14 protein-coding genes are annotated in these 25,051 nt (G+C 61.7%); 6 read left to right on the top strand and 8 right to left on the bottom strand.

Going from position 1 to position 25,051, the window contains the following annotated elements; translation table 11 throughout:
- Positions 1-40: 40 nt before the first annotated feature.
- The 4 genes from hemG to AC6IZO_RS11250 form a co-directional block, all read right to left on the bottom strand.
- Entirely contained in the window at positions 41-1,447 is a 1,407-nt protein-coding gene (hemG, locus tag AC6IZO_RS11235; protein WP_497804886.1) for a protoporphyrinogen oxidase, read from the bottom strand.
- Positions 1,448-1,479: 32 nt separating this feature from the next.
- Positions 1,480-2,400, bottom strand: coding sequence for a ferrochelatase (hemH, locus tag AC6IZO_RS11240; protein WP_497804887.1), 921 nt, complete (start codon positions 2,398-2,400; stop codon positions 1,480-1,482).
- Complete coding sequence (gene hemE / locus AC6IZO_RS11245; RefSeq protein ID WP_497804888.1) at positions 2,400-3,461, bottom strand: uroporphyrinogen decarboxylase; 1,062 nt, start codon at positions 3,459-3,461, stop codon at positions 2,400-2,402. Before hemE ends, hemH begins: the two co-directional genes overlap by 1 nt.
- Positions 3,462-3,644: 183 nt before the next feature.
- A complete protein-coding gene (locus AC6IZO_RS11250) occupies positions 3,645-4,052 on the bottom strand; it encodes a hypothetical protein (protein WP_497804889.1) in 408 nt (135 codons plus the stop codon).
- A gap of 318 nt (positions 4,053-4,370) precedes the next feature.
- Between AC6IZO_RS11250 and AC6IZO_RS11255 the strand changes: the two genes are divergently transcribed.
- The gene (locus tag AC6IZO_RS11255) at positions 4,371-7,814 is read left to right on the top strand and encodes an outer membrane beta-barrel protein (RefSeq protein WP_497804890.1); all 3,444 of its coding nucleotides are present in this window, start codon (positions 4,371-4,373) and stop codon (positions 7,812-7,814) included.
- 322 nt (positions 7,815-8,136) lie between these two features.
- On the opposite strand, the gene AC6IZO_RS11260 is transcribed toward AC6IZO_RS11255, so the two are convergent.
- The 3 genes from AC6IZO_RS11260 to AC6IZO_RS11270 form a co-directional block, all read right to left on the bottom strand.
- Positions 8,137-9,558 (bottom strand): glycoside hydrolase family 30 protein, encoded by a 1,422-nt coding sequence (locus AC6IZO_RS11260; RefSeq protein ID WP_497804891.1) that lies wholly within the window; start codon positions 9,556-9,558, stop codon positions 8,137-8,139.
- A 53-nt stretch (positions 9,559-9,611) separates the two neighbouring features.
- The gene (locus AC6IZO_RS11265; RefSeq protein WP_497804892.1) at positions 9,612-12,101 is read right to left on the bottom strand and encodes a beta-glucosidase; all 2,490 of its coding nucleotides are present in this window, start codon (positions 12,099-12,101) and stop codon (positions 9,612-9,614) included.
- A 254-nt stretch (positions 12,102-12,355) separates the two neighbouring features.
- Positions 12,356-16,009: a TonB-dependent receptor gene (locus tag AC6IZO_RS11270; RefSeq protein WP_497804893.1), complete on the bottom strand. Its 3,654-nt coding sequence runs from the start codon at positions 16,007-16,009 to the stop codon at positions 12,356-12,358.
- 600 nt (positions 16,010-16,609) lie between these two features.
- Between AC6IZO_RS11270 and AC6IZO_RS11275 the strand changes: the two genes are divergently transcribed.
- From AC6IZO_RS11275 to AC6IZO_RS11290, 4 genes are all read left to right on the top strand, one after another.
- Positions 16,610-18,760, top strand: a complete 2,151-nt coding sequence (locus tag AC6IZO_RS11275; protein ID WP_497804894.1) for a DPP IV N-terminal domain-containing protein — start codon at positions 16,610-16,612, stop codon at positions 18,758-18,760.
- Positions 18,761-18,889: 129 nt separating this feature from the next.
- Positions 18,890-19,543: an RNA polymerase sigma factor gene (locus AC6IZO_RS11280; RefSeq protein WP_497804895.1), complete on the top strand. Its 654-nt coding sequence runs from the start codon at positions 18,890-18,892 to the stop codon at positions 19,541-19,543.
- Positions 19,540-20,394 (top strand): tetratricopeptide repeat protein, encoded by an 855-nt coding sequence (locus AC6IZO_RS11285; protein ID WP_497804896.1) that lies wholly within the window; start codon positions 19,540-19,542, stop codon positions 20,392-20,394. The genes AC6IZO_RS11280 and AC6IZO_RS11285 overlap by 4 nt, the downstream gene beginning before the upstream one ends.
- Before the next feature lie 6 nt (positions 20,395-20,400).
- Entirely contained in the window at positions 20,401-23,022 is a 2,622-nt protein-coding gene (locus AC6IZO_RS11290) for a CHAT domain-containing protein (protein WP_497804897.1), read from the top strand.
- 18 nt (positions 23,023-23,040) lie between these two features.
- Here the strand turns inward: AC6IZO_RS11290 and AC6IZO_RS11295 are convergent, their stop codons facing one another.
- Entirely contained in the window at positions 23,041-23,709 is a 669-nt protein-coding gene (locus AC6IZO_RS11295; protein WP_497804898.1) for a class II aldolase/adducin family protein, read from the bottom strand.
- Between the two features lie 111 nt (positions 23,710-23,820).
- Between AC6IZO_RS11295 and queA the strand changes: the two genes are divergently transcribed.
- Positions 23,821-24,993, top strand: a complete 1,173-nt coding sequence (gene queA / locus AC6IZO_RS11300) for a tRNA preQ1(34) S-adenosylmethionine ribosyltransferase-isomerase QueA (protein ID WP_497804899.1) — start codon at positions 23,821-23,823, stop codon at positions 24,991-24,993.
- The last annotated feature ends 58 nt before the right edge of the window (positions 24,994-25,051 follow it).

The raw sequence follows: 25,051 nt of genomic DNA on the forward strand, positions 1-25,051 counted from the left end.
AATCTCTCCCCGGGGCCTTCCAACTCTATGCAGTTGACAGTTACTTGGCCAGCGCCACCAGCTTGGCGGCAGCGTCCTGTCCGCTGCGGATGCAGTCCGGCACGCCGATGCCCTTGAAGGCATTGCCCGCCAGAGCCAGTCCCGGCAGCTTCGCCAGCGACTCGTCGATGCTCGCCAGCCGCTCCAGGTGCCCCGGCGCGTACTGCGCCATGGAGGCATGCCAGCGCGAGACGCGCACCCACTTCGGCTGCTCGTCCAGCCCCAGAATCTGCTTCAGCTCGGCCTTGGCGATGGCCACCACCTCGTCATCGCTCAGGTCCAGAATGCCCTCGTCGTGAGCACCTCCGAGGAAGCAGCGCAGCACGCCCTTGCCCTCCGGCGCGCGGCCCAGAAACTTCTTGTGGACGAACGTGCAGGCCAGCATGCGCGTGCCTTCCGTGCGCGGCACAAGGTAGCCAAAGCCCGGAGGCAGCACCTTCAACTGGTCCATGTCGTAGCCCAGGTTCAGCGTGATCGACGAGCTGTAGTTCACCTTGCTCAGGTTGTCCGAGAGCTGGTGATCGATGCCGTCCAGCAGCTTTGCGCCGATCCTCGCCGGCACCGCCAGAATCACGCCGTCATAGGTGTCCGTGCCCATGGCGGTGCGCACTTCCCAGCGTCCATCGTCGTGGCGCGTAATCGCCTCCGCCGCAGTGCCGGTGTGCAGCCAGCCCGCTTCCAGCCGGGCCTCAATTCCGTCGGCCATCTTCTGCATGCCGTTTTTCAGGGTGCTGAACAGCGGCTTCGGCTTGCTGCCCTTCTCCTTGTGCATCATGGCCATCTTGCGGCGTGCGTCAATCATGGCCAGGCTCAGCGAGCCGTACTTGGTCTCCATGTCGGCAAAGCGTGGCAGCACCGCGCGGACGCTCAGGCTGTCGGCGGAGCCGCCAAACACGCCGCTCAGCAGCGGGTCGGCCAGCCGGTCAACCAGCTCCTGCCCGAAGTGGCGCCGCACCAGGTCGCCCACCGATTCATCCTTGTCGGCCTTGCGCGGCGGATGCATCAGTTCCAATGCCATCTTGAACTTCGTTCCCCAGCTGAACAGCGGCGACAGTGCCGTCGGGATCAGCTTGGTGGGAACCATGAACATCAGCCCATCGGGCAGCTCGATGAGCCGTCCGTTCACCAGAATGTAGGTCTTGCGCTCCTCGTCATTGCTCGGAACGATCTCATCCGCAATGCCGAGCTCTTCGCACAACTGGTTGGCCCAGGGTTTCTCCGTGAGGAACGAATCCGGGCCGCCTTCCACCACGCAGCCCTCCACCCGCTCCGAATGCAGAACACCGCCCAGCTTCGGCGCCGATTCAAACAGTCGGTACTCAACCGGCGCGCCCGCATTACGGGCTTTCTGCAAAGAATAAGCGGCACTCAAGCCTGAGATGCCGCCGCCAATAATCGCGATTTTCATTGCCACTCCACTGGTTCTGACCTATGAAAGCACTACCGTATACGAACTCCCTGCCCGCTGCTGAACAGCCCCTGTGCCAGTTCGGCCACAGCCTGCACCAGCAAGGGTGAATCATTCAGCGACTCGGCGCGCCACAACTTCAGCCCGCGCGCGGCCGCATATTCACGAAACATAATGTCGATATCGAACAGGACTTCCACGTGGTCGCAGACAAAACCGATCGGCTGCATGAAGACGCCCTTGTGACCGGCATCGGCATACGCCTGAATCGTCTCCTCGACCGTGGGGCCAAGCCACACGCCGCCGCTCATGCCCTGGCTCTGGAAGGCGAAACGCCATTCCTTGATTTCCGGCACCTTTCCGGCCACAAGCTCGGCGGTGTGCCGCGCCTGCTGTTCGTAAGGATCGCCGGCGGCCACCGTGCGCTCGGGCACGCTGTGCGCCGTCAGAATCACCGGCAGTGATGCACCGTGCTCGGCACAGGCCTTCACGTATCCAGCGCTCAACCGCTCGGCAAAGGCCTCAATCAGCGACGGCTGATCGTGCCAGCTTTCCACAAACTTCACGCTGAACGGCGCCGTTCCGGTTTCACCCACCACCGCACGCTTGTAAAGCCCTACGCTGGTGCGCGAATTGTGCGGCGCCATGCAGATGGCTACGCACTCGGTCACGCCGTCGGCCACCATCTGCTTGACGGTCTCCGCAATGTAAGGCCGCCAGTTGCGCATGCCCACATAGACGGGCACGCCCAGTTTGGCCGACAACAACTCGGCCTGCTGACGTGTAATCTCCGTCAACGGCGAATGCCCGATCAGCGAATAGCGGTGTTTGACCTCGTTGACGACCTGCTCCGGCAAAGGCCGCCCACTGGTCACGTTGCGCAGATAGTCCGGGATCTCCTCGATCTTCTCCGGGGTTCCATGCGCCAGCAGCAGTACGGCGGCCTTGCCCATTAGCGAGTCCCTACGGCCTTGGCGCGCAGCTCTGCCGAACGCTCTTTGACGAACTTGGCCAGGTTCTTCACGTTCTCCACCGGCGTGTGCGGCAGAATTCCGTGTCCGAGGTTGAAGATGTGTCCGGGGCGATTGCCTGCTTCCTGCAGGATAGCTTCGGCACGGCGCTTCACCTCTTCCCACGGCGCAAACAGAGTCACCGGGTCAAGGTTGCCCTGCACGGCCGGGCGGTAGTTCATCGACTTCCAGCCCTGGTCGAGCGGCACGCGCCAGTCGAGTCCGATCACCTCGGCGCCCGTCTCGTTCATCGAGGGCAGCAGCGTGGTCGAATCGGTGCCGAAGTAGATGATCGGCACGCCGAACTTCTGGAGTTTCTTGATCAGGTCGGTGGTGCGCGGCAGAGCGTACTGGCGGTAATCCTCCACGCTCAGGCAACCCACCCAGCTATCAAACACCTGGATGACGTCGGCACCGGCCTTCACCTGATCGCCGATGTAGTCCACCAGCACGGTGTTCAGCTTGGCCAGCAGCAGGTCCCAAACTTCGGGCTGCGTATACATCATCTTCTTGACTTCCACGTAGTTACGCGAGCCGCCGCCCTCGACCATGTAGCTGGCCAGGGTGAACGGTGCGCCGCAGAAGCCGATCATCGGCAGCTTGGAACCCCAGTGCTTGCAGCACAAGTCAATCGCTTCGCTGACGTAGCGAAGCTCGGGTGCGCCATCGGTGCGCAGCGCTTCCACCTGCGCGGCTTCGCGCAGCGGACGCTCAATCACCGGGCCTTCGCCGGTGGCGAAGTGGAACGGCAAGCCCATCACTTCCAAGGGCAGCAGCAGGTCCGCAAAGATAATCGCCGTGTCAACATCCAGCGCTTCAGCCGCGGTGATGGTGACCTCGGCGGCAATTGCCGGATTCTTGCAGATCTCCACCAGCGAGTGGTGCTTGCGAACTTCACGATACTCGGCCATATAACGGCCGGCCTGCCGCATGAACCACACCGGGGTGGTCTCCGTCGGCAAGCTTTTGCAGGCGCGAACAAAGGTTGAATTAGGAGCAGCCATGGACCTTCAACTTTATCAGAGGCTCGAACCATGACTTGTGATTGGAATCACAAGAGGTGGCCGGAAATTTGGACGGAACAGGCGGGGCAACCGCAGGAACCGACGTGCTTAGTGTATCGTGCGAGTCGCATTTACGAAACAGCGAATCGCGCCTCCTGAATGGCATTTACAAATCACGAGGGCTCACTTGACATTCACGGTGACGTTCGCCATCTGCTCATTGCCGACCTTGTCACGCGCTTTTAGGCGGTACTCCGTGCGGCGCTTTGGACTGATCTCAACGCAGCGGCTCATCGACGGCCACACCTCGCCCGCGGGAGGCTCCACACTCACGCTCGCCGCGTTGGCAACGCCGTAGCAAAGCTGGCTGCTCCCGCCCCGACGAATCTCCGGCGGAGCGGCGTAAAAGTGTATTATTTTCAATCTATTGCCACCATTCATCTCGACGGTCCGGCGGGCTTGCTCGGCGGCCTTCTCCCGCTGTTCGCGCTCCGCCTCGCGTTGCTGATGTCCACGCCACCAAAAGATCCCTCCGGCATAAAGCGCTGCCAGCACCGCCACCACCCAGGTCATGCGAATCAGCTTGCCCATGATCCCAATTACTCCCCTTCCGCGAACGGAAGAACGACTTTACACCTCCCCACCCCTGATGGAAACCGAGCGGGGCCCTCTGAAGCGATCTCTCGCTCCAGTCCTACTGCATTTCGCAGTATCTACGTTTTTTGGTATATGAATTCTAATAGGAAGGATATAAATAAGGAATGTGTCTTCTGACACAAAAGTAAGTTTTGTGGATTCAACAAGTTGCCAGCGCCAAAAATGGGCACTTTGGCCATCGAATTGCTTATGTCTCTTGTGCATTTCAGCACGATACCCAAACGCTGATTTTGTGAGTATTTAGGAGAGAGAATGCCTATGTTGAACAAGCGGTTGTTCTGGCTTGTTGCAGTCCTCGCGCTCCTGTCGTTTGTGGCCTTCGCCCAAACGAACGAAGGCTCGATCACCGGTACGGTGACCGACGCCACGGGTGCAATCGTGAAGGACGCGAAAGTGACGGTCACTTCGGTGGCCAAGGGCACTTCGCGCACCGCGACCACCAATGCGCAGGGCATGTACACCGTCACCAACCTGAACCCGGAAGAGTACAAGATCGCGGTCGAAGCCCCCGGCTTCGTCAAGGTGAGCCAGCGGCTCGTCGTGGCGGTCGGTTCTCGCAACGAAGTAAACGTGGCGCTGAAGGTCGGCGGCTCGGATACGGTTGTGGAAGTGAAGGGCGAGACTGCGGTTGCTGTTGAGACCCAGAACGCCGAAGTTTCCACCGTCGTCAACCCGTTGGCCGTTGATCAACTCCCCAGCCTGTCGCGCGATCCGTACGATCTGGTCGCGACGGCCTCTAACGTCTCCGCCGATCCGAACGGTACCAACCGCGGCGTTGGCTTCAACCTGAACGGCGGCCGTTCTGCCTCTACCGAAATTCAGCTTGACGGCACCGAAAACTCCAACCTCTACACTGCCACGACCGGCCAGCCCATCCCGATGGATGCGGTGCAGGAATTCCGTGTTATCACCGGTGGTATGAGCGCCGAGTATGGCCGCACCTCGGCTGGCGTTGTGAACGTCGCCACCAAGTCGGGCAGCAACGAGTTCCACGGCTCCCTCTACGAGTTCAACCGCCTGTCGGCGCTCGCGTCCAACGACGCCGACTCGAAGGCAAACGGCAATTCGAAAGCCGTGTTCACTCGTAACCAGTTTGGCTATTCGTTGGGTGGCCCCATCAAGAAGAACAAGCTGTTCTTCTTCAGCACCGCCGAATGGACCCGCGTCCGCTCCACCGAGAACATTCAGGCCGCGATCTTTGATCCGACCTTCATCAGCACGAGCACTGCCTCCAACACGCAGGCGTTCTTCAACGCCTACAGCCTTCGTTCCGGCCTGAAGACCAACGGCTATGTCACGCAGGCGGCTCTGTTCGATCCCACCGATACGACCAATCCTCTGTTCAACGCTCTGCCTGGCACGACCAACGTTTTCGACCTGGTCAGCTACCAGGCACCGAGCGATTCCGGTGGCGGTGCACCGCAGAACACCTACAACCTGTTGAACCGCATCGACTGGAACCTGAGCGAGAAGACCACCATCAACGGTCACTACGCCCTCTTCAACCAGAAGTGGTTCAACGGCTACATCAACAACAGCCCCTATGCCGGCTTCGATAGCGGTGAGACGGATCTGAACAACAACGTCCTGGTGGGCGTGACTCACATTTTCACGCCGAACTTCGTCAGCGAGTCGAAGTTCCTCTTCACCCGTCTGACCCAGCAGCAGCCTCTCGGCCAGCAGCCGGTTGGCCCGACGCTCTACATGAACGTCAATTACGCTGCTGCCATCGGCAACAACTACATCTACGGCCCGGGCTATTCGGCCACCACGCCGGGTAACTCCATCCCGTTCGGCGGCCCCCAGAACTTCGGCCAGATCCTGCAGAGCTTTAGCTGGACCAAGGGCAAGCATGACCTGAAGTTCGGCGGCTACTACATGTACGTGCAGGACAACCGCGTTTTCGGTGCTTACGAAAACGCGATCTTGGGCCTGGGATATTCCTCCAGCGCCGACCCGCAGGGACCGTATGATGCCCTGATGACCGGCCTGGCCAACTACTTCCAGGTCGCCATCGCCTCACAGGGTAAGTATCCTTGCAACCGCTCGACCGTGGATGGAACCTACAACGTCACCAGCGACTGCACCTACAACTTCCCGGCGACCTCGCCGAACTTCTCCCGCAGCAACCGCTTCCATGATGGCGCAGCTTTCGTGAATGACTCCTACAAGGTCTCTCCGAAGCTGACCCTGAATGCCGGTCTGCGTTGGGAAGTTTACGGACCGCAGCACAACAAGAATCAGGATGTGGACTCGAACTTCTACCTCGGCTCTGGCGCCACCATCTACGACCAGATCCGCAACGGTTCGGTCTACCAGGCCCCGAATAGCCCGATCGGCGCTCTGTGGAAGACGCGTTGGTCGAACTTTGCTCCGCGCGTTGGCTTTGCCTATGACCTGTTCGGTGATGGCAAGACCTCGGTTCGCGGCGGCTTCGGCCTTGGCTTCGAACGCAACTTTGGCAACGTCACCTTTAACGTGATTCAGAACCCGACCGGTCAGTTGAATGTCGCTTTGGCGGCCTTCCAGGACGGCGACATTCCGATCACCACCAACAACTTTGGCCCCTACGGTGCTTCCGAAGGCGACTACCTGATCAAGAACGTCTCGCTGCGCGCGGTCAACCCGGATATCAAGACCGCCTACAACGAGTTCTGGAACTTTGGTGTCCAGCAGGAACTCGGCAAGGGCACCGTTCTTGACCTGACCTATAGCGGTTCGCACGGCGTTCACCTGTACTCGATCGCCAACATCAACCGCTCCGCTTACGGCTACCTCTTCCTGGGTGACCCGTACTGGGCCAGCAAGCTGAACCTGCAGTATGGCGCCATCAACTGGCGCAGCAGCGACGGCTGGAGCAAGTACAACTCCTTCACCGCCAGCCTGCGCTCGCAGGATCTGTTCAAGCTGGGCTTGAGCTTCAACGCGGCTTACACCTGGTCGCACTCCACCGATAACCTCAGCTCGACGTTCTCCGACGGCGTTGCCGGCGGTTACGTCCTTGGCTTCACCGATGCGTTCGACCACTCGATCGATAACGGCTCGTCTGATTTCGACGTCCGCCATCGTTTCGTAACCAGCTTTGTCTGGCAGTTGCCGTGGGCGAAGAACAGCACCGGCGTGACCAAGCAGATTCTGACTGGCTGGACCATCTCGCCGATCGTGACCGTGCAGACTGGTGCACCGTTCAGCGTCTATGATTGCTACAACGGCCTGACCAACTGCCCGCGCGTCAGCCTCACCGGCGCCGGACAGGCGCGGACGGGGAGCGTGGGAGCTCGCGGTACTGGTACTTCGAGCAACGACTTCCAGTACATTGCCCTCAGCGGCGTGAAGCCGTACGGCACTGGCTACATGGATCCTGCGATCGGTGTGGGCGACCTGCCGACCTGCTCGGGTCTGAAAGGCGCTGGCTGCTACTACCCGACGGGAGCTTTCTCGGGCCGCAACTACTTCCGTGGCCCGGGATCGTTTGGCTTCAACACGGCTATCTCGAAGGACTTCTCGCTGACCGAGCGTTATAAGCTGCAGGCCCGCGCGGAGATCTTCAACGTGTTCAACCATCCGACCCCGTACATCCAGGGCGGCAACCTCGACTTGGCCTATATGAATACGAACGCGAACGGTGATCCGTACGTGGGCGTTTCCAAGTATGGCCGTCGTTACATCCAGCTCGCTGCCAAGCTGAAGTTCTAACCGAACTTCAAGCTGAGCAGTTGCTCAACGGGGGAGCCGAAAGGCTCCCCCGATTTCTTTTGCCGCACAATTTCGTAGCGCACCCCAGCTCTTCGCCCTGTGGTTCCCCTGTCTGTTCAACCTGCCAGGAGCACGGCTCCGCACGAGGCCGCGCCTGTCCCTGCCCCCACTCCTGCAAGCGTTCGTATCTTCTATATATGTCCACCGGTACGCCGCCACCCTGCGCGTGGAGGCAGCAGCTCAAAATTGGCTGGGGCAAGGACAAAAAAACGGCGCCCGTAAAGGACGCCGCACCGAGTGCTCTCCTGCTTTGGTATAAGCTCTATTTCCACTCCAGCGAGGTGATGGAGTCTGCCGCCAGCGTCAGCTTCACCGCCGACTTGCCAGCCTTGACCTCCACCGTCTGCTCGCTCCTAGAGGTATTGGTCAGCAGTAGCGCGGTTGAGCCATCCGGGTTGACGGCGGCAACGTGGTGAACGTCCTTCAGCTCGCCGCTGGTGGCAACGACCTTGGCGCCGCGGCGGATGTGCCGCGCGAACTGCTCCATGGCGTAATACTGGCCGCCGCGTGTGATCTGCGCCGTCTGGCTATTGACGGTGACCACGCCCGCGCACAGGAACGGCCCGATGTTCGGGTTGCCCTTCTCGTCGAGCGCGTAGTTCCAGCCAATGATGCAGCGCGCGCGGTTGCGCAGGATGCCCGTGAACTGTGCGCCCCACTTGGCCCACTCGGTCTCATAGCCGGGCTTCTCAAAGTCGGGGCCACCCTCGGTCCAGAACTGGCCCACCTGCGGAAAGGCCTCGTTGACGCGGGTCATGGCGTCTGCCGAGCCAACGTAGCCATGCCACGCCACGCCCTTGATGTATTTGCGCGCCTGCTCCACGCCGAGCGTGCACAGTGCGCGCCCCCACAGGTCATAGTTGTGGTCGAGGATCCAGATGTCAGCCGGGTTCTTCGCCTTCGCCAGCCGCGGGCCAAGGTGGTCCTGAATGAATTGCACTTCGTACTCCTGTCCCCATAGGCAGGCCGGCATCTTGCCATCCTGGTCGGTGTCCACCTCATTCTGCGAGGTGACCGACTGCACGCGCACGCCCTCGGCGGCGTAGGAGTCAAGGAACATCTCGAAATAGCGCGCATAGGCCCCGAACCACGCCTTGCGCATGCAGCCGCCCAGCATGCTGCCGTTGAACTTCATCCACGCCGGCGGGCTCCACGGAGACGCCAGAATCCACATGTCGGGATTGACGGCGCGCGCTTCGCGCAGGATGGGCAGAATGTACTGCTTGTCATGCTCGATGCTGAAGCGCTTCATCTCCGGGTCGGGCTCGGCGCCCTCGGAGTAGCTGTAAGCATTGCGGGAATAATCGGAAGCTCCGATGCAGATGCGGCTGACGCTCAGCCCTATCTCCTTCGGGTCGAACAGGGTGTGGAACAGCTCTTTGCGCGCCTCCGGCGTCAGGCGGTTGAGCGTGTAGCAGGAGGAATCGGTGAAGGCCGCGCCGAAGCCGAGCAGCGTCTGGTATTCAATGGTCGGATCCACCGCGATGACCGCTGCACCGCCTGTGCTCTTGCCCCACTTCATCTCCGGCAACGACGCGTGCTTCTGCTGCGCGTTGGTCACCCAGGCTTTGACCGCGCCCTTTGGACTCGGAACGCTCTTGGCCTCGGCCGCGACCGGCAACGACGCCGCCACGGCGCCAGCGCCGGAAATTTTCAGGAAATCTCTACGATTGAGTTCTGTCACGTCGTAACTCCGTTTCCAACCGCGCGGCCGGCTCGCCCGCGCAGCCGTAGCTGCTAATGAAGTTCAATCTTGCCTTCCAGCTCGATCTTTTCCGACGAGCTGCCAACGAGGATATGGAATACGCCGGGCGCGAGCGTCCAGGCGTGCTTGTCCACGTCGTAATAAGAGAATGCGCGGCGGTCGAGCGTGAGCGTGGCTTCACGGCTCTCGCCTGGTTTCAGCGCCAGGCGCGCAAAGTTCTTCAACTCCTTCACCGGACGCGCCACCGGAGCATGGTTGTCTCCCACGTAGAGCTGCGCAACCTCCGCGCCCTCGCGCGTGCCAGTGTTGGTGACGCTGAAGCGCACGGTCACCGTACCGTCCGCCGCCGGGTCCGAGACGCGCAACCCGCTATACCGGAATGTGGTGTATGACAGTCCAAAACCGAACGGATAGAGCGGTTTCACTGCGCTGCGGTCGTAGTGGCGATAGCCGAGGAAGATGCCCTCGGTGTAGGCCACGCGCTTACTGCCATTCTTGTCGTAGTAGCTATTGAAGGCGGCGCTGTCCTTCCACTCGCGTTCGAGCGAAATGGGCAGTTTGCCCGAAGGGTTCACCTTGCCAAAGAGCACTTCGGCCGCGGCGGTGCCACCCTCCTGCCCCGGATAGAACGCATGCACGATGGCACGAGCCTTCGCATTGAATTGAGACATGTCGATGTTTCCACCGGCGTTGATCAGCACAACGACGTTCTTGTTCGCCGCCAGCACGGCGTCAATCAACTGCTGCTGCTCGGCCGATACGGCAAAGGTGCGGTCGGAGCCTTCGCCCTCCGTCACATCCGTGAAGCCAACGCAGAGCAGCACCATCTCCGCCTGTTGCGCCAGCTTTCGCGCCTCTTCCAACTCGGGCTTGCGCGCGTCACTGATGCCGAAGCCAATGGCTGCGCCGCCGCCGCCCTGGAAGTACTCAAGGCGGATTTTGTAGGCGTGTCCGGCTTCAAGTTTCAGCGTGCGCTCCACAAGCGTCTCGCCCTGGTAGACCCACTGGTCCACGATCTGCTTGTCGTCCACCCAGAGTCGGAAGCCGTCGTCGCCGGAGAGGTGGAAGATGTAATCCTCACTCGTCTTCGGCGTGAAGTAGCCAACCCAACGTGCGGAGAAGTTCTCGCGCGAGGCCCCTGGCGCATAGCTGGTGTCGTTGTAGTCGAAGGCAACGTGCGGGTCCACGCGAGTCACCGCCGGAGTCCCCTTCAGGTCGACGTTGGCGAAGTATTCCGCGCGTAGGCCCGGTTCGCCGCCACTCGCCTCAGTGGTGAACGGAGTGTTCTTGAAGGTCGCCCGCACGAGCGGCACACCCGGCGCGTATTGAATCTTCACGTTCTTGCCCGCCAGCTTGCGCACACCATCGAGGTTGCTGACGACGGAGAAGGGCCGCACCAGGCCGCTGCCACCGCCACCATAGGCCGCAGGCGTCGCGTCCGGACCAATGACGGCGAGCGTCTTGATCTTCTTCGCATCCAGCGGAAGCACGCCATCGTTCTTCAACAGCACGATGGACTCGCGCGCGGCTTCCAGCGCCACCTTGCGCGCCTCGGGATTGTCGAGCGGAATGCGCCGGTCTTCCTGTGGACGATCGAAGAAGCCGAAGCGTAAAGCGGTGGAAAGGATGTTGCGCACCTTGGCGTCGATGACGGCCTCGGGCACCCTGCCGGAGTGCACGGCGTCGAGCAGCGTGGCGCGGTTCATGTACTTGCCATCCGGCATCTCAAGGTCGAGCCCGCTCAGCGCGGCCGCCACTCCGTCATACACGGAGTTCCAGTCGGACATAAGCACGCCGTTGAAGCCCCAATCCTTGCGCAGCACCTGCGTGTTCAGCCAGAAATTCTGCGTGGCGTGCTCGCCATTCACAAGGTTGTAGGAATCCATCACGGCGCCCACCTGCGCATCGCGAACGCTGGCTTCAAAGGCCGGCAGGTAAATCTCGCGCAGCGTGCGCTCGTCCACGTCCGAGCTGACGCGATGGCGGTCCCACTCCTGGTTGTTCGCCGCGTAGTGCTTGACAGTGGCGATCACACCCTGGCTCTGGATGCCCTTGATGTCGGCCACGGCCATGCGAGAGGCAAGAAATGGATCTTCGCCGAAGTACTCAAAATTGCGGCCGCACATGGGCGCGCGGTAGATGTTCACGCCCGGCCCGAGGAGGAAGTGCACTCCGCGCGCACGCGAATCCTTGCCCATCATCTGGCCCACGCGTTCGACCACAGCGGTGTCCCAGGTCGCAGCCAGCCCAATGCCGGTCGGATAGGCGGTGGAGTGTCCGTAGTTGCGCACGCCGGCGGGGCCGTCGGCCATCTTCAATTCCGGAATGCCGAGCCGAGGCACGGCACGAACGTAGAACTCGTTGAGACCGCCGATGTAGTCAATCTTCGCTTCCAGCGTCATCTGGCGGACAAGCTGGTCGGCCTTGGCGGCGGATTGTTCGGGGGTGAGCTTGGTCTGGGCCGCGCCAGAGGTGGTGCCGACGGCCAGCAGCAGGGCGAGCAAGGCGTGAGTCCGTTTCATGGATCCCATCCACGCAAGGGGGATTGGCAGCGGAGCGGAGACGATCAAGGGGCGCTCCGTCTTGCCGACTATCATCTTCTTCTAAACCGGTTTAGACAAGCACTTAATTCCCAATTCCGAGACGCGGGGAGCCGCCGGGAAAATCGCCCGCGGCAGTCCCGCGGGCGTCTCAGGATTGGCGTCCGATGAGAGAACTTGCGGAGGGCGTCCCCATGCATACAGCGGCGCAGGGACACCCTCCGGAGAATTGGCGCTTAGAAGTAGACCTTCGCACCCAACTGAATCACGCGCGGCCCGCCGTTGAACGAATACTGCGAGCCGTGGTCAGTCTGGCCCCAGTTGCTGTTCTTCGTGATCGACATTGGCGTGTACGTGCCGTTGCTGTTGTAAGTAGCAGGAGTGAAGTTCACTCCCATGCTCTTACTTGCGAAGTTCGGGTGATTGAAGATGTTGAACGCTTCCAGACGGAGCTGAATGTAGCGCTGTTCGGTGAACTTGATGTTCTTGAACAGCGACATATCCCAGTTCTGGAAGGCCGGGCCGCGCACGGCGTCACGCGTGCCGCGCGTTACAGTGCCGAGCTTCGGCAGTACCAGGTTTCCGCTCTTGTCGATGGAGTAGAAGAAGGGCACCGCCTTCGACCAGTCGGCGCCGCCGGTGATGGCCGTGCCGGAGATCCAGCCGATGCTGGTGTCCTGCGGCGTGCCGCTCATGAACTGCGTGACGCCGCTGAGCTGGAAGTTATCGGTGAAGTAGCCGAGCCACTTGGGACCGCCGAAATGCTTCGTCAGATTCGGCAGGTCATAGACGTAGTTGGCTGCCAGCACGCTCTTGCGATCCCAGCTCGCCGAACGATAACCAACCTTCGGGTTGTAGGGATCCTGCATGTCTTCGTCAGCTTCCGCGTCGGTCAGGGACTTCGACCAGGTGTAAACCAAGCCGTAGGTTAGGCCCTTGCTGTAGCGGCGCTGCAACGAAACCTGCAGCGAGTTGTAGTTCGAGCTGCCATTGAACTCCAGGTACTCGATCTGTCCGTAGCCCTTGTAAGGACGCAGATAATCGGTTGCGTAGGCATAGCGTCCGCTGAAGGCGTAGCCAGCCGCCGCGTACTCCGGAGGCAGGTTGGGCTCAACCGACGGAACTGCGCCGCCGAAGTTGGCCGGGTTCTGCGAAGAGGCAAGGAACGCCGTGCCGTAAGGCACCTGGTTGATGTCGCGCGCGGTCACCAGGTTCTTGCCCATGGTGCCCACGTAGGCGACGTCGAGGGTGGTGCCACGGCCCAAATCATGCTGAACACCGAGGCTGTAGCTGTAGACGGTCGGAACCTTGCCGTCCTTGGAGGCACCAAAGACGCTGCCCAGGGTGGAGGAAAGGTTCTCGGCAATGGTGCGGCCCGAGCCCAGGCTGGTGCCCAGCGAGGGCAGGTCGGCGATGGTGTAGTTGTAGGCGCTGTTGCTGACCGAGCCGGTCTCAACGTTGGCCGGGTTGTTGAACACGGTGTTGAAGATCAGGTTGCCCTGCGTGCGGTCATGCATCAGGCCAAAGCCGGCGCGGAGCACTGTCTTGTGGTCGCCGAACAGATCGTAGGCCATGCCCACGCGAGGCTCGGGCATGATGCCACGGCTATTCCAGCCGCCGGTGGGGATGGTCTTGTCGGAAGTAAACCGGATGCCGTCAAAGCGATCCTGACCTTCCTGCCACGAAACGCTGCCATCGCCATTGACGGTGGTGGCAACCGAAGGATCGTAGTAGTCAGGGCTGAAGATCGCAATCTGGTTCTTGGCGTCGTACTGCGGCGGAATCCAGGCAAAGCGCAGACCGTAATCCAAGGTCAGGCGCGGGGTGACCTTCCAGGTGTCCTGCACGTAGAACTCAAGCTGGTTATAGCGGAAGTATCCACGCGGGCGTGCCGTGCTCTGCGAGTAATTGCTGAAGAGGCCGAGCAGAGCGCTGGCGTACGGATCGCCGCAGGTATAGGTTTCCGAGTCGCAGGAGGAACCAGCCGTGCCCGGACGGTCAAAGCTGTACTGACCGTTGACGTTGCCCCAGGCAATCTGGTCCTTGCGGCTGCGCTGGTAGAAAACACCTGCCTTGAAGGTGTGGCTGTTCTTCACCCAGGTCAGGTTGTCATTGACGTTGATGGTGGTGTTGGACTGATACCACGGAGTCGCGCCCAGATAGCTCCAGCCGGCGTTGGTGTTCGGCCGGTTGTTGAAGCTCAAATCCGGAATGGACTGGTCGGTACCGATCGGGAACAGGCTGGGCAGCGAGATGCCGTTGGCGCCGATGGAGAGGTTGCCGTTGTTGCCGCCGCTCTCGGTGCGCGAAACGCTCGGTCCAACCGAGAATTCGTTCAGCAGGTTGTTGGTCAGCGTGCTGGTCAGGTTTACGGACAGGTTCCAGCCCGGATGCTTGGAATAGCAGCCGCCGGCAATGTTGATGCCACCGGTGCAGGCGAAGGTGCCGTAGCCGGGCCACGGCAGAACCGGACCGCTCTCGTTGTCGCTGTTGTTGACCCAGCGTCCATAGAGGCGGTTCTTGTCGTTGAGCTGGTAATCCAGGCGCAGGATGTCTTCACGCCGTGGATTGGAGAGCGAGAAGGTGGTGATGTAGTTGTAATTCTGTCCGTTGGTGCCGTAGCCGCTGACATTGGCCGTCGGGAACAGATTCATGATCTTCTGCACGTTCTGGAAGATTCCCAGCTGCGTGCTGTTCATCAACGACGTCTGGATGACGTTGTTCACTGCATACGGACTGGAGATCTGAATGGAGTTCCCGTTGCCGTCGATTGACTGGGAGAAGTCGCCATTGCGTTCGAGGGCGGTCGGCACGTAGAACGAGGTGCTGCCGCTGACCGGAACGAGCTGGCGGTAATACTCCTGGCTCCAGAAGAAGAACAGCTTGTTGTGATCCTTGTTGAAGTCGGTTCCCGGAATGATGACCGGGCCGCCGATCTGGTAGCCGGCGTAGTTGTAACGGTACCGGGCGCGCGACGTAACTTCTGTGCCGTCGCTGTACTTGCCGGCGTTGTTATTGGCCCAGGAATTGGCATTCAGCCCCTCATGGCGGTGGAACCAGCGGGCGTTGCCATGGAACTGGTTGGTGCCGCTCTTGGTGCTGAGGACTACCTGACCGCCGGCAGCCTTGCCGTACTCGGCCTGGTAGTTGCTGGTCAGAACCTTGACTTCGGCGATAGCGTCCGTGTTGATGGTGACGTGGGTGCCGCCGTTGTTGCCGGTATCGATGTTGCTGGCGCCGTCAATCGTCATTTCATGCTGATTGGCGCGGGTGCCGTTGATGTTGAAGGCGTCCATGCCGCCCGTACCCGAGCTGTGGCCGTCAAAGGTGCTGACCACGCCGGGGATCAACTTCATGTAGTCGAGCACCATGCGGCCGTTAATGGCAATGTCATTCAGCTGCTTGCTGCTGATGAGGTCGCTGCGCTCGGCACTGTTGGACTGTATCTGAATCTGGCCGGCATCGGCCACAACGGTCACTTCCGAATCCGTGGCTCCCACCTGAAGAGTGAGGGTGCCGGTATCGAGCTTGTCGGTAACGCTCAGGATCAGCCCCGAGGTCGCCAGCTTCTTGAAGCCTTTGGCTTCCACGACGATGGTGTAGGTGCCAGGAGGAAGGTTCGGGAAGACGAAATCACCGCCGGCGGAGGTGTTGGCCGTGCGGCTGACGCCGATGGCCTCGGCCTTGGCGATAACCTTGGCCTCGGAGATGACCGCGCCACTGGGGTCCTTCACCGTGCCTGAGATGGTGCCCGATGTCACCTGGGCCAGAATTGCGCCGCAGAACAGCGTCGCAATCACGAGAACCAACGCCAGGGTGCGCAGCGTTGGTAAGGGGCTGGTATTCAACAGCGCCGTCCATGGACGGCCAATCGAACCAGTACGATGCATGAGTATCTCTCCCATTCACAATTCCGGTCCCGTACGGGGCGCACTGCCAAACCGGAATCTTTTCGGCATCCGGCCGGAGGGGTTGGGTCGCTAGGCGCCGGTCAGTTGAAATCCTGACCACCACTCCGGGGCGTGATGCTGGTACTATCTCCCGCCAAGGATCACTGTCTTCTTTATCCCTGGCGAACCTGCCGTTTTTCCTGCGACTGCTTCCGGCTTCCGGGCACCTCGCCGGTTGTTACCTCCGGCTCTTGAGCCTAGTAACAATGCCGACCGCGAGCGCCCGGAGCTGGCTTGGAAATCTCTCCGTGGTTTGCGGGTTGCTTGGACACGAGCCGCAAACCGGATCCCGCGAGCGCTATTGGCGTCGGCTGAAGATGATGGCCGCTCCCGCGCTCCGGGGCACACGTAACTTATTTCTCCCCTCGTTGAAAAGCGTGGCCGAAGCCGGATGTTTGTCTGAGGAAAGTCTGAGGAGGGATGTAACATGAGGAAACATTGGACTTTTTCGGTGGTTCCGCACGCCGAAGAATGGTGCGGTAAAGCGTTCGATAACTGGTTATAATGCTGGGTTCATACCCCCTCAACCGGGTTTCCCCCATGAAGCAGGATTTCCAACTCGGCGACTGGCAGGTCCAGCCGAAGCTGAACTGTGTTCAGCGCGGAGGACTGTCTCATCACCTTGAGCCCAAGGTGATGCAGGTGCTCGTCCAGTTGGCAGCGCACCAGAATGAGGTGCTCTCCAAGGAGACCCTGATGCACGCCGTCTGGCCGGATACATTTGTCGGCGACGACGTGCTGACGCGGTGCATCTCGGAGATCCGGCGGGTACTGGAAGACGACGCCCGCGCTCCACGCTTCATCCAGACCATTCCAAAGACCGGCTACCGGCTGATCGCCCCTGTCATTTTTCCCGAGGAACCCAAGGCTCCTGCGCCGGAAGTGGCTCCCCAAAGTGAAAGCACTCCGGCGATTGCGGCACCGGTTCCGGCGGCACCAGCCTCGGCTCTGGCCCGCATTCCACGCTGGCTCTACTCCGTGGTGGCTGCCGCGTTGCTGGTGGCAGGGATCGGCGTGGGCTATGGATTATGGAAATCACGATCTCAAGCAGCCTCCGAGCCGGCGTACAAGACGATTCCCTTTACCTCATACCCGGGCGTGCAGGAGCAGCCGGCGTTTTCGCCGGACGGCAATCAGGTGGCATTCGTATGGAAAGAAGATAGCGGCAAGCATCAGTCGATCTACGTGAAGCTGATGGGCACGGAGACGCCGCTCCGCATTACGAATGATGAGGCCGACGATTTTGCCCCGGCGTGGTCGCCGGATGGCCGCTGGATCGCCTTCCTGAGGGTTTCGGAGACCGAACGCGGCCTTTACCTGGCTCCTGCGCTGGGCGGTCCCGCGCGCCGCATCTACACCCCGACTGGAAAGAAGGACTGGGAGCGCGGCTCCATCTCGTGGTCGAGCGACGGCAAACGCATCCTGTTCCCCGATGGCAAGTCGGCCAGTTCGCAGTCGCGCATTTACTCGCTGACGCTGGGTGAGACTGCGGCGCAGCCGATCACCGCACCGCCGAACTTCTGGGATGGCGACTTCAGCCCGGCGTTTTCTCCAGATGGGACGAAGATCGCCTTTACCCGCGCCATCGATGGCGCCGTGCGCGACGTCTACGTGATGCCTGCGGCGGGCGGCGAACCCATGCGCCTGACGACGGACAACCGCACGATTTCCAGCCTGGCTTGGAGCAGCGACAGCCGCGAGATCATCTTCAGTTCCAACCGCGCCGGCAAGTTCTCACTGTGGAAGATTGCGGCCACCGGTGGCAAGCCGGAGCGCATGCCGGTGGGCAGTGAGGACGCCTATTATCCCGCGGTTTCGCGGCAGGGCAACCAGATTGCCTATACCCAGCAATCGGCGCGCTGGAGCATTGTCCGCGTGAGCCTGGAGGGCCGCGAACCGCACACGACGCATCTGTGGTCGTCCACGCAGGAGGATTCGGCCCCTCGCTTTTCGCCTGATGGCAAGCGCATCGCCTTCCAGAGCTGGCGCAGCGGCACCCAGGAGATCTGGGTGGCCCGGAGCGACGGCAGTGACCCGGAAAAGCTAACTTCGTTCGAGGCCTCTCTGACGGGCAGCCCCGACTGGTCTCCCGACGGACGGCGGATAGCGTTTGATTCGCGTCCTGACGGACGTTCTCATATTTATGTCATTGCCGCCGATGGCGGACGCCCGCTGGCAATCACACAGGGCGAATGCAACGACATTGTGCCCACCTGGTCGCACGACGGGCACTGGATCTACTTCGGCTCCAATCGCGGTGGAAACTGGCAGATATGGAAGGTTGCCGCCGCTGGCGGCGCTCCAGTGCAGGTCACACGTCAGGGCGGCTTTGTCGCCATGGAGAGCGCCGACGGCCAGTGGCTCTACTATGCCCGCGCCGACGAAGGTGGCCTGTGGCGCATGCCGGTCGGAGGTGGCGACGAGGTGCGTGTGCTCGACCAGCCCGGCAGCGGATACTGGGGCTACTGGACGCTCGGCAACGACGGCATCTATTACATGAATTCCGAGGCCTCACCGACCACGATCGACCGCGTGCCCGCCAGTGGCGGACGCCCCACGGTCATTCATACCATGAGTCATGTCCCGCCTCCCTATGCGGGTGTCACGCTGTCTCCGGACGGCAAGACTCTGCTCTATAACGAGCTGAGCGAATCCAGCAGCCACATCACTGTGGCCGAGCGAACCAAGTAAGCCAATACGCGATGATATCCGGGGCCCACACATCGATTCCACGCTCTTTTCCGTGCAACTCAAGGAAGCGAGAAGCACTTCGCGGGATCCGATACGCATCGTTAACTATTGACTTCACAGTGTGAGAAGATGAACCATCGCTCATCGGGCAGTGACGATATGGAACCAACGGGAAAAATGGACCAGGATGCGACTCCGGAGAGCCGCGCGCAGGATGCTGCCCTGATCCAGAGGCTGGCGGCTGGCGACCGGGAGGCCGAGCATGAGTTTTGCCAGCGCTTTCAGCCCAAGCTGCGCCTCATGCTCAATTACCGCACTCAGGACCCCGATCTCTCCGCCGATCTGACCCAGGATGTGCTAATCGAAGCGTTGTGCGCCCTCCGGCAGAACCGTCTGCGTGAGCCGGAGAAACTGAACGCCTTCGTCCTCGGCATTGGCCGGAACCTGCTGAACAACCACTTCCGCTCCCGCCAGAAGGCTCCCGATTCCGTGGAATTGCCGGAAGAGCTGAGTGCGCCAGCCAAGGAAGACCCGGTGGAAACCCGTCAGCGGGAGCTATTGGCAGCGCGTGCCATTGCGGAACTGGACGAAGTGGACCGCGAAATCGTGCGTCTGACCCTTGCGGAAGGCCTGAAACCGGGCGAAATCTCGAACATGCTCCGTCTCAGTTCGACCGTAGTGCGTCAAAGAAAGACTCGCGCAACGCGCCGGATCGCTGAATTTATTCAGAAAATGTCACAAAATAGCCCCGAGCGCCACTCAGACACAGGAAGGCTTTTATGAAGTGCCGTGGGGACAAGGCGGAACAACTCGCCATCGATTATTTGAACGGGGCCCTGCCGGAAGAAGAGGCACAGGCGTTCGAAGAACATTTCTTCGCATGTCCGGAGTGTTTTGAGTTTCTGCAGGCCATGGAAGCGGCGCGGCGTGTCACATTGAAGACGCCGGCGCCGATCTCGCCGCCCCGCCCCTCGCGCCGTCCTGCCTGGTGGGGTACGGGAGTAGCAGCCATCGCAGCCGCAGTGCTTCTGGCCGTAGCGGTATTTCATCAATCGCCGAAGCCGCCGAGTACCAGCCAGTCAACAGCCCCGGCGCCTGCCGTGCAGCAAATGGATTCCATCCAGCCGACGATTGCAAACGCCACCCCGGATGTTCCTCAGAAGTCCGCTGTCGCACCCAAGACCACGCAGAGCCCGGAACCGGTGGAACTGGCGCAGTTGGCTGATCCGGAGTTGCCGCTCTACCGGGCAACCCGCGTCCGAGGAATATCGCAGGATGGGCGCTTCAGCAGCGCCATGGAGTCTTACGCACAGCAGGATTACGCCACAGCCGCGCGATTGCTGACACAGGTTCCAGCCGCCAGTGAGCAGGCGGCCGCCGCAGCGGTTTACCTCGGCGTGTGCGAGTACAAGCTGGGGCACAGCGACGCAGCGCGCAAAGCTTTGTCGCCTCTGGCGGCCGATATTGACTCCCCTCAGGTGGAAACCGCCCGCTATTACCTGGCGCAGACCGCGCTGCAGCAGAACGATGCTGCGGCAGCCCGTCGCTGGCTCCGCGAAACCATTGCCCTGAAGGGCGATTACGAACAACGCGCGCGCACTCAATTAAGCAAACTGCCTCCCCCCAGGAGATAGTCGACCATGATGCACCGCCGCCTGCTATGGCTGGGTGTATTGCTGACGGGCACGACGCTTGCACTGGCGCAGACCAGCGTGCAGAGCGGTGCCGCAGCAGCATTGCGCGCAGACCGCGATGCCTTGGCCCGGGTGGAGAGCGAACAACCGAACGACAGCATCGCCATCCGCAAGGCGATGCTGGAAGTGATCAACCGCGCCATTGTCGCCCGCAAGGTCGACAGCGAGATGCTGGCACTGGCGCAGCGCGCCACCCGGCTCGACCCCGACTATTCCACCATTGAAAAAGCACAGTGGCAGTGCCGCATGATGGAAATGCTCTCCCGCGTCTACATGGCGCAGGAGCGCATGACGGAAGCGCGCGCGGAGGCCGAGCGCGCCGTCGATTTCGGCGCGGAGCACTGCCCGAATGAAATCTCCACGGGCCGGGCCTTGAGCACGCTGGCGGCAATCTGCACGCGGCTGGGCGACCACGCCTGTTCGCTGCAATCCTCGGAGCACGCAGTGGCCGTGGTGCGGCAGAGCGGCTCGGCGGAAGACATTGCGTTGATGCCGCTGATGCTGCTGCGGCTGGCGCACGCGCGCTTTGACAACGCCGACCGGGTAGGCACCGCCGATGCGCTGGAGGAGTTGAGCGCCGACATTGCGCGTTACGGCCTGCCCGACGAGCAGACCGTTGCCGTCGAGACCGAAGCCGGGCAGCTCTACTCCAACCTGGAGCAGTTCGACAAAGCGCAGGAGCATCTTGCGCGCGCGCTGGACGCCGCCCGCGCACAATTCGGCTCCAACAGCATCTCCATCACCTTCCCGCTCGCCAACCTGGCTTGGATGAACACCCGCGCCGGGCATTACGCGGAGGCGTGGAAGCAGTTTGAAGAAGCGGTGGCGCTGCGACGCAAGCTCTACGGGCCGGAGCACCCGCGCACGGCTGCGCTGGAACGGCTGTGGGCGGCCTCTCTTGTGGCCGGAGGCGAGTCCTCCGACGCGCTGCCCTTGGCGTTGCACGCCGCCAGCTTGGAGCGCCGCAATTTTGAAGTGAAGGCGCAGATTCTGCCGGAGCAGCAGGCGCTGTATTACCGCTCGGAAATTGATGTGGGGTTGAATGTGGCGCTCTCGCTGGCCGCACAGACGCCGGAACTGGGGCTGCGGTCAACCTTTGAGGAAGCCATGCGCTCGCGCGCGCTGGTGGCCGAGGAGATGGCCCGGCGACAGAGGAACTGGAACCGCAGCAACGATCCCGAGACCGGGCGGCTGCTGAATGAACTGGCCGCAGCACGCTCCGAAGTGGTGCACGCCTCGTCGGCCTCCGACAGCAGTCCGGAGGCGCTGGATGCCGCCTCGCGGCGCCTGTTGAAGGTGGAGCGCGCGCTGGCCGAACGCAGCGCCAGCATGAAGGCCGACCTGCGTGCCGCACAGATTTCCGTCAGTGATCTGAAGACACACCTGCCCGCAGGCTCCGTGCTCGTCTCCTACATCAGCTATTGCTATTACCAGCTGCATCAGACGGCTGGCGGCGCAATGAACTGGCACTACGGCGCCTTCGTCTATCGTCCCTCGGACGATCAACTGAAGTTTATCGACCTGGGCTCGCAGGCGGAGATCAACGATCTGGTCACGCGCATCCGCCGCTCGGTGAATGACGAGATCTCTTCCTACGGCATGGGCTCCACGCGCAATGAGCGGCAGTACCGAGAGGTTGCCACGCAACTGCGCCGCCGCGTATGGGACCCGCTGCAGACCAGCGTGGGCCAGTCCTCACTGGTGCTGATGGTGCCCGACGGCGCATTGAATCTGGTACCATTCGCAGCCCTGCCCTCGGGCGACGGCTACCTGGTCGACGGCGCACAGGTTCTGCACCAGCTCAGCAGTGAACGCGATCTGCTGGCGGCGGAGCATCCGAAGGCCAAGAGCGGCTTGCTCGCCATTGGCAGCCCGCAGGTCGATTCGCGCAACAACAACGACCAGGTGCTGCGAGATGCCGCCAGTTCCTGCGAGGAGTTTCGCAAGCTCGATTTTGCCCCTCTGCCCGGCGCCAGCGCTGAAATCCAGGACCTGACGCAGGCCTGGAAGCGGTGGAACCCCTCCGAGCCCGCCAACAGCGCCATTGGCCGTGAAGCCACGCGCAAACGGTTCCTAAGCCAGGCCACACAGAGCCGCGTGCTGCACATCTCCACCCACGCCTACCTGCTGCCCAAGTCCTGCGGCGGAGATAATCCGCTGCTGCACTCCGGGCTGGTCTTCAGCACGGAGGCCGGCGCGCGCGATTCGGCCATCCTGACTGCGCAGCAGATTGCCGGCATGGACCTGGAAGGCCTGGACTGGGCGGTACTCTCCGCCTGCAACACGGGCAACGGCGAGACCAAGGTTGGCGAGGGTGTGCTGGGCCTGCAGAGGGCCTTCCACGTGGCCGGCGCGCGCACCGTCATCATGACCCTGTGGCCGGTGGACGACACCGCCACACGGCAATTCATGGATGAGCTTTATGCCGAGCGCATGGGCAAGAAGGCCACCACGGCGACCTCGTTGTGGCTGGCCACTCGCACCATGCTGCACCAGCGCCGCGCCGCACACGCCAGCACCCACCCGTGGTACTGGGCGGGCTATGTCGGCTCCGGCGGGCTTGATTAAGCGCGCAAGCCTGAGAGCTTACTTATTGCTGAAAACTTCCTTGATTCGCTGCGCCTGAAGGCGGCGGCGCGTCTCGCTGAGGCGTGCAACTTCGTCTTCCGGCAGGAAGTGGGCGCAGCCAAGCTGGTGCGTGATGAGCGCAATCTTGGCAAAGTGCTCCACGGTTTCCATGTTCATGTAGGCCTGCCAGAGTTCGTGCGCGAAGGCAACGACCCCGTGATTGGCCATCAGCACGGCGTCGTGATCGTGCACGTGCGGCTCAATGTTGTCGCACAACTGCTGCGTGCCGGGGGTTCCATAGGCGGCCAGCGGCACGGAGCCGAGCGCCAGCACCACCTCGCTCACCAGCGCCTGATCGAGCGCGATGCGGGCGGCGGCAAAGCCGGTAGCTACTGGCGGATGCGCGTGCACAATGGCGTTCACGTCGGGGCGCACGCGGTAGATCATCAGGTGCATCCCCATCTCACTGGTGACCTTGCGGAAGCCCGAAACAACCCGGCCCTCGCCGTCGACGACGAGCAGGTCCTCCGGCTCCATCATCCCCTTGCTGATGCAGGTTGGGGTCACCAGAAAACGGTCCTCCCCGAGGCGCACCGAGATGTTGCCGTCGTTGGCGGCAACAAAGCACTTATCGTGCAGCATCCGACCGATGCGTAAAATCTCCTGGCGATATTGCAGCTCGCTCATGGTCAGCCTTTGAGGTCTCCCGTCGGCGTATAGTAACGTAGCCTGAAGGTGTGCGCCAAGAAATTCTGAACCTGGCGCTGTGAATTCACCGCTGATTTGCTCAACTTGCCAATGCTTGTCTCTGATTTTAACTTCCATTTGCCCGAAGAGTTAATTGCACAGCATCCGCTGGAGCGTGCTGCGGCGCGCATGCTGCATCTGACGAGGAGTGACTCCAGATTTCGCGATACGCACTTCCGCGAGTTCCCCTCCCTTCTGCGCCCGACAGACTTGCTGGTGATGAACAACACGCGGGTGATTCCGGCGCGGCTCTACGGCCACCGCAGCGGACATCGCGCCCAGCCGCTGAGTCCGCAGAACCCCGCGATGAAGGAGTTTCTACAGGGCCGCGTGGAACTGCTGCTGACCAAACAGGTTTCCGATGCGCCGCAGACCTGGGAAGGGCTGGTGCGGCCTGGACGAAAAATTGGACTGGGCGAGCGCCTGAGCTTTGAGCTGCCCGCAGAGCATGCGACGGAGGCCGAGCGCGCCGCCAGCCGCCTCGAATGCGAGGTGATCGCCCGTGGAGAGTTCGGCGAGCGCACGGTGCGCTTCGACCCGGTGCCGGATTTCTTCGCGCGCATTGAGCGACTCGGACACATCCCTCTGCCGCCCTATATCGATCGCGATGACACCCCCGAAGACCGCGTGCAGTACCAGACGGTCTACGCGCAGAAGGCCGGCTCGGTGGCGGCGCCGACTGCGGGGCTGCACTTTACGCCGGAAATCCTCGACGAGATTCACGCGCGCGGCGTGGAGACCGCCGAGGTCACGCTGCACGTGGGACTGGGCACCTTCCAGCCGGTGCGCGTGGAAGTGGTTGAGCAACACCACCTGCATACCGAGCACTACGAGATTGGCGAGGACGCCGCAGAGAAAATCGCACGCGCGCGCCACGAAGGCCGTCGCGTGGTGGCCGTAGGAACCACCACGGTTCGCACGCTGGAATATGCGGCGATGCGCGCCGCCGATGCGGCAAAGCTCGCCGGAGACGAGGCCGCACTGAACGACGTGAAGAAGCTGCTTATTCCGCCGCAGCGCAGCGAAGCCGATATCTTCATCTACCCCGGCTTCCCGTTCCGCGTGGTGGACGCCATGCTGACAAACTTTCACCTGCCGCAGTCAACGCTGCTGATGCTGGTTTCGGCCTTTGCCGGACGCGAGTTCATGCTGAAGGCTTACAACCACGCCGTGGCCGAGCGCTACCGCTTCTTCAGCTACGGGGACTGCATGTTCATTGAGTAGTTCCCGGTTCTTGATGGCTGGCAGAGCGTGGGAGCCATCCCCAGAGACGCGCTCGAGC

This window comes from Oryzophilus luti (assembly GCF_059726245.1).

What these genes read in the sequence shown, in the direction of transcription:
- hemG (WP_497804886.1), bottom strand. Translation starts at nt 1,447, where the DNA reads ATGAAAATCGCGATTATTGGCGGCGGCATCTCAGGCTTGAGTGCCGCT.
- hemH (WP_497804887.1), bottom strand. Translation starts at nt 2,400, where the DNA reads ATGGGCAAGGCCGCCGTACTGCTGCTGGCGCATGGAACCCCGGAGAAG.
- hemE (WP_497804888.1), bottom strand. Translation starts at nt 3,461, where the DNA reads ATGGCTGCTCCTAATTCAACCTTTGTTCGCGCCTGCAAAAGCTTGCCG.
- AC6IZO_RS11250 (WP_497804889.1), bottom strand. Translation starts at nt 4,052, where the DNA reads ATGGGCAAGCTGATTCGCATGACCTGGGTGGTGGCGGTGCTGGCAGCG.
- AC6IZO_RS11255 (WP_497804890.1), top strand. Translation starts at nt 4,371, where the DNA reads ATGCCTATGTTGAACAAGCGGTTGTTCTGGCTTGTTGCAGTCCTCGCG.
- AC6IZO_RS11265 (WP_497804892.1), bottom strand. Translation starts at nt 12,101, where the DNA reads ATGAAACGGACTCACGCCTTGCTCGCCCTGCTGCTGGCCGTCGGCACC.
- AC6IZO_RS11270 (WP_497804893.1), bottom strand. Translation starts at nt 16,009, where the DNA reads ATGCATCGTACTGGTTCGATTGGCCGTCCATGGACGGCGCTGTTGAAT.
- AC6IZO_RS11275 (WP_497804894.1), top strand. Translation starts at nt 16,610, where the DNA reads ATGAAGCAGGATTTCCAACTCGGCGACTGGCAGGTCCAGCCGAAGCTG.
- AC6IZO_RS11280 (WP_497804895.1), top strand. Translation starts at nt 18,890, where the DNA reads ATGAACCATCGCTCATCGGGCAGTGACGATATGGAACCAACGGGAAAA.
- AC6IZO_RS11285 (WP_497804896.1), top strand. Translation starts at nt 19,540, where the DNA reads ATGAAGTGCCGTGGGGACAAGGCGGAACAACTCGCCATCGATTATTTG.
- AC6IZO_RS11290 (WP_497804897.1), top strand. Translation starts at nt 20,401, where the DNA reads ATGATGCACCGCCGCCTGCTATGGCTGGGTGTATTGCTGACGGGCACG.
- AC6IZO_RS11295 (WP_497804898.1), bottom strand. Translation starts at nt 23,709, where the DNA reads ATGAGCGAGCTGCAATATCGCCAGGAGATTTTACGCATCGGTCGGATG.
- queA (WP_497804899.1), top strand. Translation starts at nt 23,821, where the DNA reads ATGCTTGTCTCTGATTTTAACTTCCATTTGCCCGAAGAGTTAATTGCA.